The sequence below is a fragment of the Halomonas sp. KM007 genome (assembly GCF_050709225.1).
In the GTDB taxonomy this organism is placed as follows: Bacteria; Pseudomonadota; Gammaproteobacteria; order Pseudomonadales; family Halomonadaceae; genus Vreelandella; species Vreelandella hamiltonii.
In genome coordinates this window covers 692,839-706,622 of the sequence record NZ_CP136131.1, presented here as the reverse complement: position 1 = coordinate 706,622, position 13,784 = coordinate 692,839, and the positions used below count along the sequence as shown (strand labels likewise).

At 62.4% G+C, this 13,784-nt stretch carries 12 protein-coding genes; 9 read left to right on the top strand and 3 right to left on the bottom strand.

The genetic code is table 11. From position 1 onward, the window contains the following. Window positions 1–593: 593 nt before the first annotated feature. The 3 genes from dsbG to RVM27_RS03260 form a co-directional block, all read right to left on the bottom strand. The gene (dsbG, locus tag RVM27_RS03270) at window positions 594–1,376 is read right to left on the bottom strand and encodes a thiol:disulfide interchange protein DsbG (RefSeq protein WP_193461980.1); all 783 of its coding nucleotides are present in this window, start codon (window positions 1,374–1,376) and stop codon (window positions 594–596) included. A gap of 64 nt (window positions 1,377–1,440) precedes the next feature. Further along, on the bottom strand, window positions 1,441–2,256 hold the full coding sequence (locus RVM27_RS03265; RefSeq protein ID WP_498957346.1) for a TlpA family protein disulfide reductase: 816 nt from the start codon (window positions 2,254–2,256) through the stop codon (window positions 1,441–1,443). A gap of 101 nt (window positions 2,257–2,357) precedes the next feature. Next, window positions 2,358–4,121, bottom strand: coding sequence for a sugar phosphorylase (locus tag RVM27_RS03260; protein ID WP_498957345.1), 1,764 nt, complete (start codon window positions 4,119–4,121; stop codon window positions 2,358–2,360). Window positions 4,122–4,403: 282 nt separating this feature from the next. Between RVM27_RS03260 and nrdR the strand changes: the two genes are divergently transcribed. The 9 genes from nrdR (at window position 4,404) to lon (ending at window position 13,697) form a co-directional block, all read left to right on the top strand. Then, a complete protein-coding gene (gene nrdR / locus RVM27_RS03255; RefSeq protein WP_394425018.1) occupies window positions 4,404–4,916 on the top strand; it encodes a transcriptional regulator NrdR in 513 nt (170 codons plus the stop codon). Continuing rightward, window positions 4,913–6,064: a bifunctional diaminohydroxyphosphoribosylaminopyrimidine deaminase/5-amino-6-(5-phosphoribosylamino)uracil reductase RibD gene (ribD, locus tag RVM27_RS03250; RefSeq protein ID WP_081138194.1), complete on the top strand. Its 1,152-nt coding sequence runs from the start codon at window positions 4,913–4,915 to the stop codon at window positions 6,062–6,064. Before nrdR ends, ribD begins: the two co-directional genes overlap by 4 nt. A gap of 73 nt (window positions 6,065–6,137) precedes the next feature. Further along, a complete protein-coding gene (gene ribBA / locus RVM27_RS03245) occupies window positions 6,138–7,304 on the top strand; it encodes a bifunctional 3,4-dihydroxy-2-butanone-4-phosphate synthase/GTP cyclohydrolase II (protein ID WP_039183682.1) in 1,167 nt (388 codons plus the stop codon). Window positions 7,305–7,308: 4 nt separating this feature from the next. After that, window positions 7,309–7,797, top strand: coding sequence for a 6,7-dimethyl-8-ribityllumazine synthase (gene ribH, locus RVM27_RS03240; protein ID WP_039183684.1), 489 nt, complete (start codon window positions 7,309–7,311; stop codon window positions 7,795–7,797). Beyond that, window positions 7,794–8,297 carry a transcription antitermination factor NusB gene (gene nusB, locus RVM27_RS03235; RefSeq protein ID WP_016913295.1) on the top strand — a complete coding sequence of 168 codons (504 nt, stop codon included), beginning with the start codon at window positions 7,794–7,796 and terminating at the stop codon, window positions 8,295–8,297. Before ribH ends, nusB begins: the two co-directional genes overlap by 4 nt. A gap of 34 nt (window positions 8,298–8,331) precedes the next feature. Continuing rightward, a complete protein-coding gene (thiL, locus tag RVM27_RS03230; protein WP_096923302.1) occupies window positions 8,332–9,309 on the top strand; it encodes a thiamine-phosphate kinase in 978 nt (325 codons plus the stop codon). Further along, window positions 9,306–9,779 (top strand): phosphatidylglycerophosphatase A family protein, encoded by a 474-nt coding sequence (locus RVM27_RS03225; RefSeq protein WP_039183688.1) that lies wholly within the window; start codon window positions 9,306–9,308, stop codon window positions 9,777–9,779. Before thiL ends, RVM27_RS03225 begins: the two co-directional genes overlap by 4 nt. Window positions 9,780–9,834: 55 nt before the next feature. Further along, the gene (locus tag RVM27_RS03220; RefSeq protein ID WP_498957344.1) at window positions 9,835–11,088 is read left to right on the top strand and encodes a YdgA family protein; all 1,254 of its coding nucleotides are present in this window, start codon (window positions 9,835–9,837) and stop codon (window positions 11,086–11,088) included. A 149-nt stretch (window positions 11,089–11,237) separates the two neighbouring features. Then, window positions 11,238–13,697: an endopeptidase La gene (lon, locus tag RVM27_RS03215; protein ID WP_498957343.1), complete on the top strand. Its 2,460-nt coding sequence runs from the start codon at window positions 11,238–11,240 to the stop codon at window positions 13,695–13,697. Window positions 13,698–13,784 lie beyond the last annotated feature (87 nt).

Below are 13,784 nucleotides of genomic sequence, written 5' to 3'. Positions count from 1 at the left end.
ACCCGCGGAGGCGGCGCCAGCCGCCCTGATGGTGCCACAGCACCCACAGCATCCTCGAATGACAACATGCCACCGCCACCCCGGTGCCCTCATCGGCAACGCTGGCGCGTTGCTTCGCGGGTGCGCTCCGCTTACGCCGCGCTACGGTATGCGCCCACATCACCCCGATACGTCACCACGTCAAATCGCGGCACCCCCGTAGCGCGGCGTAACGATTGAGCGAGAGCAACGAGCGAGTGAGGCACCCGCGGAGGCGGCGCCAGCCGCCTCGATGGCGCCACAGCACCCACAGCATCCTCGAATGACAACATGCCACCGCCACCCCGGTGCCCTCATCGGCAACGCTCTCCGCGTTGCTTCGCGGGTGCGCTCCGCTTACACCGCGCTACGGGTACATCGCCAACATTGGGTATGGGGGCACGGGCACGGATACCCCTGTAGCGCGGCGTAACGATTGAGCGAGAGCAACGAGCGAAAGAGGCACCCGCGGAGGCGGCGCCAGCCGCCCCGATAGCGCCACGGTCATTACCCCAGCACGATATCGCTAAAAGCCACAGCCACCTTGGGCGTGGTGGCTAGTCTGGCCTCCATGCTTACGGTGCTTCGCTGCCCATCATGTCCAGAAGGCGGGCTTCGTTGGGCATGCCCTGGATGCGGTCGATGCGTAGCAGGCCTGTGTCGGTTTCGCGTTGGTAGGCGCTGGTGGGGGTGGCGTACAGTCCCAGCTCATCGAAAAGCTGGTTATTGGCATAGACCTGTTCTTCGATATCGCGAGGTTGCGCACTGGCGCTCAGGGATTCGCCGTCGCTATGGCGGTGCAGGGCCTCGGCGGGGTCGTCGGCACCGAGGAGGGTGGCGGCGAGGGCGGGGCTATTCGGCGCCAGAATGCCTACCATGATGTGGCGTAACTGAACTTCGCCTGCTTCCACCCAAGGGCGCGTCTGTTGCCATAGCTGGCGGCAGTAAGGGCAGTTGGCGTCGGTGAAGGTGTAAATCACGCGGGGGGCGTTCGGGTTGCCGTCCTGAATCCAGTGACTCTCTTCCAGCAGTTGCCAGGTTTCGGCTTCGAGCGGGACGCGCACATGTTCGTCCAGCTGCGCTTCGGTCAGGTCATTGCCCGCGCTGTCCATCAGTGTGCCGACAATGGCGTGTTCGCCGTCGGCGGTCAGGTAGATGGCCATGTCCTGGCCTTGCACGCTGGCACCATAGCCGCGCATGCCGCCGGGGGCCTCGAACTGCCCGTGAATGCTGATGCCCTGGTCGGCCAGGGCTTGCACCGGGGCGGGTAGAGCATCGGCCTGGCTGGTAATGGCAAAGCCGCTCAGCGCAGCCAGCAGGGTCAGACGGCCCGTCTGAATGGGAAACATCCGTTGCATCACTTTATCCTCAAATAGGCCGCACTCGCGGCAGCGGGTAACTCATGATCACGCTGTAGAAGGCTTAACGAATACGTGATAGCCCATCGTTCAGGGTGGCCCGGGAAAGCTCGCCAAAGTGGGTGCTGACCAATTGGCCCTGGGCGTCATAATAAAGCGTGGTGGGCATGGCATGGGCACCTGTCACTTGACCCAGCGCATTGCGCGGGTCTTGCCAGACGTTGTCGAGCTGAAAGCCATGTTCTGCCATGAAGCGGTTGATTTGTGGAAGACTCTCCCCCTGATTGACGAACACGAACGTCACGTCCTGCTCCTGCTGCTGAGCCGCTTCGAAGACCGGCATTTCGCGAATGCAGGGCGGGCACCAGCTGGCCCACAGGTTCACTACCATGGGTTGGCCCTGTTGCTGAGCCAGCTCCGGCAGGCTGATGGGGGTGTCTTCCAGGGTGCTGAGCGGGGTGGTGGGCAGCGGCCGGGTCTGCTGTTCGATGAGCAGGGTGCTGCCCAGCGTGACGCCCCACACCAGACCGCCGGTGAGCATGGCAGCGCCCAGCGGCGCGCGTTGGCGCGGCGAGCGCCACAGTGCCCAGACGCCATACCCCATCCCGGCCAACGCACCGGCCAGCAGGTCAAAGCCACCGTCACGAATATCCAGGCGCGCGAGCATGCCGTCGTATTCCCCCCAGTAACGCACGACGAACACCAGCCTGGCCGACAGCAGGGCGACCATCAGCAGAGTAAATAGGGTGTCGCTGACCGAAACCTGCTGGCGCCTGCCCAGCAGGGCGCCTACCAACAGGGCGAGTAAGAAGGCAAAACCGATGATCAACTGATGCAGGCTGAACCCCATGGGGCCAATGGCCAGGCTTTGTTGCAACATAAACGCTCACGTATCCACCGTAGAATTGGATGGACAGTGTCGCAGGACAGGATTATTAAAGGATTATCTTGTTCTGTCCTGAGACGTTATGTCGCATGGCGTCAGGCGTTAGCCACCAGCCAGAGCACGGCATAGGGAGGCAGGGATGCCGGCGGGTGAAGCGAAGACGAGGTATCCAGCGGCTGCCAGGCGTGCTGCTGCAGTCGCTGAGTCAATGCCTCGCCGCCTTGGTCGAGGGCTATGCGGCGGTCGGTGACGTTGAACAGGGCCAGCAAGCGTCGGCCATTGGCCAGCGGACCGCGCTCGATGGCCAGCAGCTCCGCGGGCGTGCTGATGACCTGCTGGGGAACGTTGGGATGAAAGCAGGGCTCCTGGCGGCGAAGGTCCAACAGCCGACGCAGGGCATGGAAGACATCGTGGGTCGGGGTAGAGGGGCTTTCCAGCAGCAGCTCCAGTTCGTCCAGCGGCCAGCGACGCCGGTTGATGGAGCGCAGCCGCCCGCTGCGCTCGACACCTTCGACATCGTTGAGCGTGCCGGTCAGGGTGTGCAGGTAGAGTGCAGGAATGCCTTGCAGGCTGAGCATGATGGCCTGACTGCACAGGAAGCGGGCAATCTGCCAAGGGTCGGGGCCGCGCCGGGTGCCGCGCATGGCCTCGAACCAGGTAATGTTGATTTCGTAGGGTGTGTCGCTGCCGTCCGGGTTGCTGCGCATGCTGACGAAGCCACCGAAGCGGTGCATCAGCTCCAGCAGGGCGTCCCGTTCGTGGTCCGGCAGCAGGCCCTCCAGCGGGCGTACCCCGATGCCGTCGTGGCTGGCGGTAAAGTTGAGGTAAGTACAGTGTTCAGGCAGTACCGGCAGGCTGGATAGCCAGCTTTGCAGTGTGCTGGCCTCCCCACGGGTGAGGGTGTGCAGCAGCAGCGGGGGCAGCGCGAACTGGTACACCATGTGCGCTTCGTCCGGCGGGCCTTCCGCCAGGCGTTCGAGGCCGAAATAGCTGATGTTTTCGGCATGGGGCACGTTGGTTTCGGTGATGATCAAGGTGCCGGGGGCGATCTCATCGACGATGGCGCGTAGCAGGCGTACCACGGTATGGGTTTCGGGCAGGTGAATACAGGCCGTGCCCAGCCGCTTCCATAGGAATGCCACGGCATCGAGGCGGATGATTCGCACTCCCTGCTGCAGGTAAAACAGCAGGATGCCGACGAATTCCAGCAGGACATCCGGGTTCTCGAAATTCAGGTCGATCTGGTCTTCCGAAAACGTGGCCCACAGGTGGCGGGTGCCCCGGCGGGTGGAGACAGGCACGAGCAGCGGACTGCTGCGTGGCCGCGTGACCTGGGAAACATCGGTATCTGGGTCCACCTCGATGAAGTAATCCCGCCCCGGCAGGCTGCCGGTCAGATAATCCACGAACCACAGCGATTCACGGGAAACATGGTTGAGCACCAGATCGCCCATCACGTCATAGTGGCTGGCCAGGTCACGAATATGCGACCAGTCCCCCAGTTCGGGGTTGACTTCTCGGTAATGGATGACCGAAAAACCGTCGTCGCTGCTCCAGGGGAAAAAGGGCAGGACATGTACCCCGCTGATCGTCTCCCCCAGGTGGCGCTGCAGAAAGTGGTTCAGTACGCCCAATGGGGGCGTGCCGTCTGCCACGATGGAGTCACCATAGCTGATGACCCACTGATCCTTTTCGCTCCATGTTGGTGCAATGCCGCTCTGCTCAGCAGATAAAGGCGCCGCTGGAAGCAGCGGTCGGAAGTGGGCCAGATGCTGTTCGAGGCGCCGCTGTACCTCTCCTGCGCGCTCGCCGTACAGGTGGGTCAAGTAACGCTGTAGCCTGAGCTCAAATGCCGTCATGGGTGCCTCCTTTCATTCAACCCTAGACAAACGCTGCAGCTTGTGTGCCAAATCGTTACAATACAGGAGAATAGTGTGCGAAATGACGTACAAGTCATGAGTACGTCTGCTTTTGCAGGCATGACAAGCGGTAATGAGACGGTTTACCCAACGATCCTTGGATGGATCTTAAAATAGCTTAAAAAACAAGAGATAGCAGGCAGCCCGTTGGCATGGCTGGTATCTACGGGGCTGACACGCTGAGCGCACTTGCAGGTGCGTACCGACAATAGGTTGACTGCCATGCATTGTCCTTTTTGTGGTGCAAACGATACACGAGTGACGGACTCACGCCTGGTGGCAGAAGGTGATCAGGTGCGTCGTCGCCGCCAGTGTGCAAGCTGCCATGAGCGCTTCACGACCTACGAAACGGCGGAGCTGATCATGCCCAGGGTGGTGAAGTCGGATGGCTCGCGGGAGACCTTCAGCGAGGCCAAGTTAAGGGCTGGCATGCTGCGGGCGTTGGAAAAGCGCCCGGTCAGCGCGGAAGCCATCGAAGCCGCCGTGGAGCGTATCCGCCAATCCCTGCGTGCCCGCGGTGACCGCGAGGTGAATGCCCGTGACGTGGGCGAGGCCGTCATGCAGGCGCTACGCAGCCTGGATCAGGTGGCGTATATTCGCTTTGCGTCGGTGTATCGCAAGTTTCAGGATCTGGACGAGTTTCGGGCTGAAATCGACCGGCTGTCTCAGGAACCTGCTCAAGAGCCTGGCGATGACGCTGCCAGTGGGCCCGCGTCGAAAGAGGCTGAAGGATGAGCCTGTTCTCTGTTGCAGACCACCGTTTCATGGCCCGCGCCCTGAAACTGGCCCGCCACGGCCTGTATACCACGGACCCCAATCCCCGCGTGGGGTGCGTCATCGTTCGCTATGATCGTTCGGCCGAGGGCCAGGTGGTGGGGGAAGGCTACCACCTGCGCGCCGGTGAGCCTCATGCCGAAGTGCATGCGTTGGCAGCCGCTGGGGAGCAGGCCCGGGGGGCCACGGCCTATGTGACGCTGGAGCCCTGTTCCCATACCGGGCGTACCGGCCCCTGTGCCGTGGCGCTGGCCAATGCAGGCGTAGGGCGCGTGGTGGTGGCCATGGAAGACCCCAATCCGCAAGTGAGTGGGCGGGGGATTGCCCACTTGAAGGCTGCCGGTATCGAAGTCCACGTGGGCCTGCTGGAACAGGATGCTCGGGCGCTCAATCCTGGGTTCGTGTCGCGCATGCAGTCACGGCGACCGTTCGTGCGCTTGAAAATGGCGATGAGCCTCGATGGTCGAACGGCCATGGGATCGGGGGAGTCTCAGTGGATCACCGGCCCGCAGGCGCGCACCCAGGTGCAGCGCCTGCGAGCACGCTCCAGCGCGATTCTCAGTGGCGTGGAGTCCATGATCATGGACGATGCGCGGTTGACGGTGCGTGCCGAACAGCTGGCGCTGCCCCAGGCCGATGAGATCGTGCTGCGCCAACCGCTGCGGGTCATTCTGGATTCTCGGTTGCGGCTGCCGCTGGCGGCGGCCTGCCTGCGCGAGCCGGGGCGCACGCTGATCATCACCACCGACCAGCACAGCCCCGACAAGCGTCAGCGACTGGAAGCGGCCGGTGCCGAGATCCAGGTCCTGCCCAGCGCCGCCGACGGGCGTGTCGAGCTTGCTGACATGCTGCGCTGGTTAGCCGATAATGAGCAGGTAAACGAGCTGTTGGTAGAGACCGGTGCGACGCTGGCCGGGGCGCTGCTGGATGCGCAGCTAGTCGATGAGTTGCAGCTGTTCGTCGCCCCCACGCTGCTGGGAGGCGACGCCCGCCCGCTGTTCGAGCTGCCGGGGATCACCCGAATGGCGGATCAAAAGCGCCTAGTGATCAAGGAGTCCCGCCAGGTAGGTCAGGACTGGCAGATTATCGCGACCCCCGTGATCGACTAGCGCAAGCGGCCATAGCAAGGTACCCTGACGCCCGAAATCGCATCCCATGCGACCACTTTTTTTTGGAGATTCCATGGCGCACTCCGCTTCTGAGGGCCTGTCCCCTATCGCCGAGCTGGTAGAAGACATTCGCCAGGGCAAAATGGTGATCCTCATGGACGATGAGGATCGCGAAAACGAAGGCGATATCATCATGGCGGCCGAACTGGTCAAGCCAGAGCATATCAACTTCATGGCGCGTTATGCCTGCGGTCTGATCTGCATGCCCATGACCCGGGAGCGCTGCGAGCAGCTCAACCTGCCGCTCATGGTGCGTGACAACGGGTCCGGTTTTGGCACCAAGTTCACGCTGTCCATCGAGGCGACCGAAGGCGTGACCACCGGCATCTCTGCCGCGGACCGTGCACGTACGGTGCAGGCCGCCGCCGCACCCAATGCCAAGCCCACGGATATCGTTCAGCCAGGTCATATCTTTCCGCTGATGGCCGAGCCGGGTGGCGTACTGCGCCGGGCAGGGCACACCGAAGCGGCCTGCGACCTGGCGGCGCTGGCAGGGCTCGACCCCAGCGGCGTGATCTGTGAAATCATGAACGACGATGGCAGCATGGCGCGCCGTCCCGAGCTGGAAGCCTTCGCCAAGGCCCATGGCATCAAGATCGGTACCATTGCCGATTTGATCCACTACCGGATCGTCAACGAACAGACCGTCGATGCCATCGAGACCAGCCGTGTGTCCACGGTGCATGGCGAGCTGGCGCTGCATGTGTTCCGTGACCGCATTCAGGGCGCTCACCACCTGGCGCTGGTGAAAGGCCAGCCCACCGCCGAGCAGCCCACCACGGTTCGTGTACACTTGGCCGATACGCTGCGCGACGTGCTGGGGCTGATGAAAGGCGAACAGTGCCGCTGGGATTCCCACCGCGCCCTGCGTGAAATCGCCGAAGCGCCCGCCGGTGTGTTCGTCCTGATCGATGACGGACGGCCGCATCAGGATCTCAAAGACCAGCTGGACATCTTCCTGGATCGGGTACGCCAACCGCGTACCAATGACTCGGACGGAGCCGGCAACTATTTAACCATTGGTACGGGTTCGCAAATTCTGCGCCATCTGGGCGTCGGCAAGATGCGGCTACTCAGCTCCCCGTGGAAATTCTCGGCGCTTTCCGGGTTCGATCTTGAAGTGGTCGAGCGCCTGGGGCCCAACGACACGGCGTATGAGCCAACTACTCAGCAGGAATAAATCGATGCAATCCCTTTCGCAAGTTGAAGGCACTTTTGTCGACGTAGATGGCCGTTATGTCATCGTGGTGGGGCGTTTCAACCACCATGTGGTCGATAGCCTGGTAGAAGGCGCAGTGGACAGCCTGACCCGCCACGGCGTCGATGCCGAGCAAATCCATATCGTGCACGTGCCGGGAGCCTGGGAACTGCCGTTGGCAGTCAAGCGCGTGCTTCGCGTCATGAAGCCGGATGCCGTCATCGCGCTGGGCGCGGTCATTCGTGGCGGCACGCCGCACTTCGAATACGTAGCGGGTGGCTGCAACACGGCCATCAATCACCTGCAGCTGGAGTTCGACACGCCGGTCGCCAACGGCGTGCTGACCGTGGAGTCCATCGAACAGGCCATCGAACGAGCGGGCACCAAAGCAGGCAATAAAGGCACCGAAGCCGCCATGGCCGCCATGGAAATGGTATCGCTGCTGCGTGCACTGCCCGCAGGAGATGACCAATGAGCGAGCGACGTGAGCGCAAGTCCTCTGCGGCACAGCAGGGACGCCACGCCGCAAGGGAGTTGGCGGTACAAGGGTTATATCAATGGCACATGACCGGCAAATCGATCTCGACCATCGAAGCCGAATTTCGTAGCCAGAAGGCGGACGACGACCTGGAAGACCACGAGAACTGGGTCAAGGTCATGGAAATCGCCGACAAAGCGCTGTTTCATGAGCTGCTGCACAACACGGTGCGCTTCAAAGCCGAGCTGGACCGTGACATTGCACCGCTGCTGGATCGTCGTCTGGAAGACCTGGACGCGGTAGAACTGGCCATTCTGCGCCTGGGCGCTTACGAGCTCTCGCGCCGCATGGAAGTGCCTTACCGCGTGGTCATTAACGAAGGCGTTGAGCTGGCAAAATCGTTTGGCGCCACCGACGGCCATAAGTACGTGAATGGCATTCTCGACAAGCTGGCCAACCGCTTGCGAAGTGCCGAAGTCAGCGCCCGCCGCTTGTAAGCGGGCGACCTGATCAAGCGTTTAAGGGGCCTTTGTGCTTGCCGAATTTGATTTGATTCGACGTTTCTTCATGTCGCCGCAGGAGGCGAAAGCGACGGATGGCGTTGCCCTGGGATGCGGCGATGACGCCACCTTACTGCTGCCCCAGTCGGGGCAGCAGCTCGTGGTCAGTGTGGATACCTCCGTGGTAGACGTGCACTTTCCCCATGATGCGCCTGCCCATGCGGTTGGCCATCGCGCCCTGGCCGTGGCGCTCAGCGACCTGGCGGCCATGGGGGCACGCTCCCGCTGGTGCTTGATGGCGCTGACCCTCGACCAGCGTGCGTTCCCCAGCAGTGCGGCTGCCGAGGCGTGGCTATCGGGCTATGCCGATGGCTTCCATGAGCTGTGCCGTCGGCATGAGACCACGCTGGCGGGGGGTGATGTCACCGCAGGAGCGCTGAGCATAGCCGTGACGGTGATGGGAGAAGTGCCCTCCGGTGAAGCATTGACCCGCTCCGGGGCTCGTGCCGGCGATGTGATTGCCGTCACGGGCGCTTTGGGCGGTGGTGCGGGCGGGCTAGCGCTGTGGCAACAGGGTGAAAGAGACATGCAGCACCCGTTGCTCCAGCGCTATCTGTTGCCCCAGCCTCGCCTGGCGGCGGGTGTTGCCTTGCGTGGCCTGGCCAGCGCGGCGCTGGATATCTCCGATGGCCTGCTGGCGGATCTCACGCATCTTTGTGAAGCTTCCCAGGTGGGGGCTGCGCTGGAAGCAGAGCAACTGCCGCTGGCGGAAGGGCTGGAAGCCTGTCTGGGCGCGCAAGTAGCCCAGCGGGCAGCCCTTTCCGGAGGCGACGACTACGAGCTGCTGGTCACGCTCCCCCCGTCGCACGTTTCCCTGGCCAGGCAACGGCTGGCAGAGCAGGGGATCGCGCTCAGCGTGATTGGCCAGTGCACCGATACGCCTGGCATCAGCGGCGTGGCGCCGTTGGCCGAGTCTGGCTGGCAGCACTTTCGTGGGGGTGTCCAATGAACCGTGCACCGGCCAGCGTCTGGCGACGCCCCACTCACTTCTTCGCCTTTGGCCTGGGGAGTGGCACCGTGCCCTGGGCGCCTGGCACCTTCGGCACGCTGGCGGCGATTCCCTTCTATTGGATGATGGCGGACCTGCCGCTGGTCTGGTATCTCAGTATCGTGTTCGTGGCCTTCATCGTCGGTGTCTGGCTATGCGATAAAACCTCCCATGACCTGGGGGTACACGACCACTCCGGCATCGTCTGGGACGAGTTCGTCGGTTACTGGATCACCATGGCCGCCGTGCCCTTTTCCTGGGAGGCGGCCATCTGGGGGTTCATCGTCTTTCGCATTTTCGATGTGTTCAAGCCCTGGCCCATTCGCTGGGCCGACCGCCGGGTCGCCGGGGGCTTTGGCATCATGATCGACGACGTCATGGCGGGCATCTACGCCTGGAGTACCATGCATTTGTGGTTCTGGCTCCACTAGTCGACGCTCGATAGCAGGCGCTGCGCTTTTTCAGGAGGCCATACAAGGAGATAGCATGCGCAAGGAACGTTTGATCGTGCCTATCCTCTCGGTGATTGCCGTGATCTGGATGGTCGCGCAGCTGCTATCGAGCATCCTGTTCGAACGGAGCCTGCGTCAGGCGCTGGATGACCTGGAAGCCAGAGGGGAGTGGCGGGTAGAGCGCCTGGATAGCCGTCAGGGCTGGTTGACCTCCCGTGGTCAGCTCGTGCTGTCGCCCTTGCTGGGCCGTCCCTGGCGGCTGGAGTTGACCTACCACGCCCGCCACGGCCTGCTCTCCACCGATGTGCAGGGCACGCTGTTGCCTCGCCTGGACAGCGTGCTGCAAAAGGCCGTGGGCGATGTATCTGCCCCCTCCGTGCCGCGCTGGCAGGGTCGCTATCAAACGCTGAGTGGTCGCACCGAGCTGCGTTTGGCGCTGGCGCCCTTCGTGATCCAGCAGAATGGTCGGGAACTGGATGTTCGGGGCGCTCGGGTTCGCCTGGAAGGCATGTTTGGCGATTGGCGCCTGCGGGGATTGTTCGACCAGTTGACGCTGACCGATGGCTTGTCTCAATTGACACTGGGGCCCACCACCCTGGAAAGCCGCTATACCTACATCGACGATGCCTACCATTTCACCCAGCGTGACCACCTGCGCATCGACCGCCTGTCGATGCACTACCCCGCCTACGATATCCAGATCACCCCTCTGGATCTCTACAGCCAGATGACCCTGGATGAAACCGAGCTGAGCATTCAGGGAGAGCTGGTGCTGGGCGAGGTGCTGGTGCCCAGCGAAGCGCCGGAGACACCGCTGCTGAGCGGCCGTGTCGCGGCCGAACTGTCGCGGCTGAACGGTGATGCCGTGCGACAGGTGATCCGTCGGCTGCGCCAGGAAGCTGCCTGGGGGGATGCCGCGCTGCCCATGGCCGAAGGGCTGCTGGCGCGGCTGGAACCTGATCTGCTGCAAGTATTGAGCGACTCTCCGCGGCTCGATGTGACCACCATCGAGCTCGATAGCCCGCTGCTCGGCCTGCAAGTTGCCGCAGACGGGGCGCTGTTTTTCGACGGTCGACAGCTGGATAGATTGCGCGTCGTCTCGCTGAACAAGCCCGAGGAGCAAGCGCGCTGGCGGGCACGTATCGACGGCGACTTCATCTGGCACGACGCCCCTACCGTAGCGGCCCTGTGGCTGGGGTTGCCCCTCGGTACCCGGGAGCTGCAATTCGACGTGGTGCGCGGCGTCTGGCGCGTCAATGGTCGTCCCATGCCGACACTGTGGCCGTAACGTTCCACCAATAAGTACGCTGTCAAATGGCGCTCAGGGTTGAAGTTTTCCCTGGCTGCCCACATCCCAGTAACCATACGAAGCGGCGACAGTGGCAGGCAAACCCCTTGCTGGCCACTGCTGCTGGTTACTGTGGATGGGGAGGGCGCATGAGCGACCAGGATTACGACCGCGATCACGAACACCTCGATTGGCTCGCCGCAGGCGAGCATTCGGACCGTCACGAAGAACACCACAACGAAAACGACCACCGCTCGGATGGTGAGCGCACCCATTCACTGGTGCCTGCCAGCGACATGCTGCCCGAGCGCATCTATCTGCTGCCAATTCACAACCGCCCGTTCTTTCCCGCCCAGGTACAGCCTCTGGTGATCAATCGTGAGCGCTGGGAAGAGACCATGCGCCGCGTTGGCAATACGCCACATCACACCATTGGAGTAGCGTTCGTCGGAGAACAAGGGGTGCACTCCCTGGATCATGACGGCTTCCCCGAGATCGGAACGGCCGTCAAGGTGCACAAGCTGAAAAACGAAGAGCAGCAGATTCAGTTCATTGCCCAGGGCCTGCAGCGTTTCAAGATTCAGCGCTGGCTCTCCAAGGAACCGCCCTATCTGGTGGAAGTGACCTACCCGAAAGAGCCGGTCAATGCCGAAGATGAAGAAACCCGGGCCTACGCCATGGCGATCATCAACGGCATCAAGGAACTGCTGCCCATCAACCCGCTGTATGGGGAGGAGCTGAAGCACTACCTCAATCGATTCAGCCCCCATCAGCCTGGGCCGCTCACCGATTTTGCCGCGGCTATCACCTCGGCCAAAGGCCCTGAATTGCAGGACGTGCTGGCCACACTGCCCGTGGCGGAGCGTATGCACAAGGTGCTGCCGCTGCTGCGCAAGGAGATCGACGTTGCCCAGCTGCAAAGCGAAATCAGCGAGCAGGTCAACGCGCAGATGCAGGAGCGCCAGCGTGAATTCTTCCTGCGTGAACAGTTGAAGGTGATACAGCGTGAGCTGGGCATCTCCAAGGGCGACCGCGAGAACGACGTGGATACGTTCAGGAACCGTCTGGAGTCTCTGGTGGTGCCGGAGCGTGTTCAGGCCCGCATCGACGAAGAGCTCAACAAGCTCAGCGTGCTGGAAACCGGCTCGCCGGAGTATGGCACCACGCGCAACTATCTGGACTGGCTGACATCGCTGCCCTGGGGCGTCACCAGCCAGGACAAGCTGGACCTTGGCCATGCCCGTGAGGTGCTGGACCGAGACCACGATGGCCTGAAAGACGTCAAGGAGCGCATCATCGAGTTCCTGGCCGAAGGCACGTTCAAAGGCGATGTGGGGGGCTCCATCGTGCTGCTGGTGGGGCCGCCGGGGGTGGGCAAGACCTCCATCGGCCGCTCCATTGCCGAGGCGCTGGGGCGTGAGTTCTATCGTTTCTCGGTGGGTGGCATGCGCGACGAAGCCGAGATCAAAGGCCACCGACGCACCTACATCGGTGCCATGCCCGGCAAGCTGGTGCAGGCGTTCAAGGAAGTGGAGGTTGAAAACCCGGTCATCATGCTCGATGAGATCGACAAGCTGGGCCAGTCCTTCCAGGGCGACCCCGCCTCGGCGCTGCTCGAAGTGCTGGACCCCGAGCAGAACGTGGATTTTCTGGACCACTATCTGGACGTACGCATGGACCTCTCCAAGGTGCTGTTCGTGTGTACGGCCAATACCCTGGACAGCATCCCCGGCCCGCTGCTGGACCGCATGGAGCAGATTCGCCTGTCCGGCTACATCGCCGAAGAGAAGCTGGAGATCGCCAAGCACCACCTGTGGCCCAAGCTTCTCAAGCGTGACAACCTGCCGAAAAAACGCATCAACCTGACCGATGCCGCCCTCAAGCAGGTCATCGACGGCTACGCCCGCGAAGCGGGGGTACGTCAGCTGGAAAAACAGCTGCACCGCATCGTGCGCAAGGCGGCGGTCAAGTTGCTTGAAGAGCAGGTGGAAACAGTCAAGATTTCGGTCAAGAACCTGGAAGAGTTCCTGGGCGCGCCGCTTTTCCGCAAGGAAAAAGTGCTCAAGGGTGAAGGGGTCGTGACCGGCCTGGCCTGGACCTCCATGGGGGGCGCCACGCTGCCCATCGAAGCGGGCAAGATCCACTCCCTGGACCGAGGCTTCAAGCTCACCGGCAAGTTGGGGGAGGTCATGAAGGAGTCGGCCAATATCGCCTACAGCTACACCTTGGGGCACTTGGCCGAGTTCGGTGCCGATGCCGACTTCTTCGATTCCGCGTTCGTGCATCTGCACGTACCCGAAGGGGCAACACCCAAGGATGGCCCATCGGCCGGGGTCACCATGACTACGGCGCTACTGTCACTGGCCAAGCACCAGGCCATCAATCGCCCGCTGGCCATGACCGGAGAGCTGACCCTGACCGGGCAGGTTCTGCCGGTGGGCGGGATACGCGAAAAAGTCATTGCTGCCCGGCGCAGTGACATCTTCGAAGTGATCCTGCCGGAAGCCAACCGTCGCGATTACGACGAGCTGCCGGAGTACCTGAAAGAAGGCATGACGGTTCACTTCGCCAGCCGTTACCGAGATGTGGCCAACGTGGTGTTCAAGTAACGTCGGGTAAGCCCTGGTAACCAGTAAAGGGCTTAGTAGGTTATCGGTCTCTCCTTTCGGCGCCGCTCTTTGAATAGCGGCGTTTTT

What these genes read in the sequence shown, in the direction of transcription:
- nrdR (WP_394425018.1), top strand. Translation starts at nt 4,404, where the DNA reads ATGCATTGTCCTTTTTGTGGTGCAAACGATACACGAGTGACGGACTCA.
- RVM27_RS03225 (WP_039183688.1), top strand. Translation starts at nt 9,306, where the DNA reads ATGAACCGTGCACCGGCCAGCGTCTGGCGACGCCCCACTCACTTCTTC.
- lon (WP_498957343.1), top strand. Translation starts at nt 11,238, where the DNA reads ATGAGCGACCAGGATTACGACCGCGATCACGAACACCTCGATTGGCTC.
- ribD (WP_081138194.1), top strand. Translation starts at nt 4,913, where the DNA reads ATGAGCCTGTTCTCTGTTGCAGACCACCGTTTCATGGCCCGCGCCCTG.
- ribH (WP_039183684.1), top strand. Translation starts at nt 7,309, where the DNA reads ATGCAATCCCTTTCGCAAGTTGAAGGCACTTTTGTCGACGTAGATGGC.
- RVM27_RS03265 (WP_498957346.1), bottom strand. Translation starts at nt 2,256, where the DNA reads ATGTTGCAACAAAGCCTGGCCATTGGCCCCATGGGGTTCAGCCTGCAT.
- RVM27_RS03220 (WP_498957344.1), top strand. Translation starts at nt 9,835, where the DNA reads ATGCGCAAGGAACGTTTGATCGTGCCTATCCTCTCGGTGATTGCCGTG.
- dsbG (WP_193461980.1), bottom strand. Translation starts at nt 1,376, where the DNA reads ATGCAACGGATGTTTCCCATTCAGACGGGCCGTCTGACCCTGCTGGCT.
- nusB (WP_016913295.1), top strand. Translation starts at nt 7,794, where the DNA reads ATGAGCGAGCGACGTGAGCGCAAGTCCTCTGCGGCACAGCAGGGACGC.
- RVM27_RS03260 (WP_498957345.1), bottom strand. Translation starts at nt 4,121, where the DNA reads ATGACGGCATTTGAGCTCAGGCTACAGCGTTACTTGACCCACCTGTAC.
- ribBA (WP_039183682.1), top strand. Translation starts at nt 6,138, where the DNA reads ATGGCGCACTCCGCTTCTGAGGGCCTGTCCCCTATCGCCGAGCTGGTA.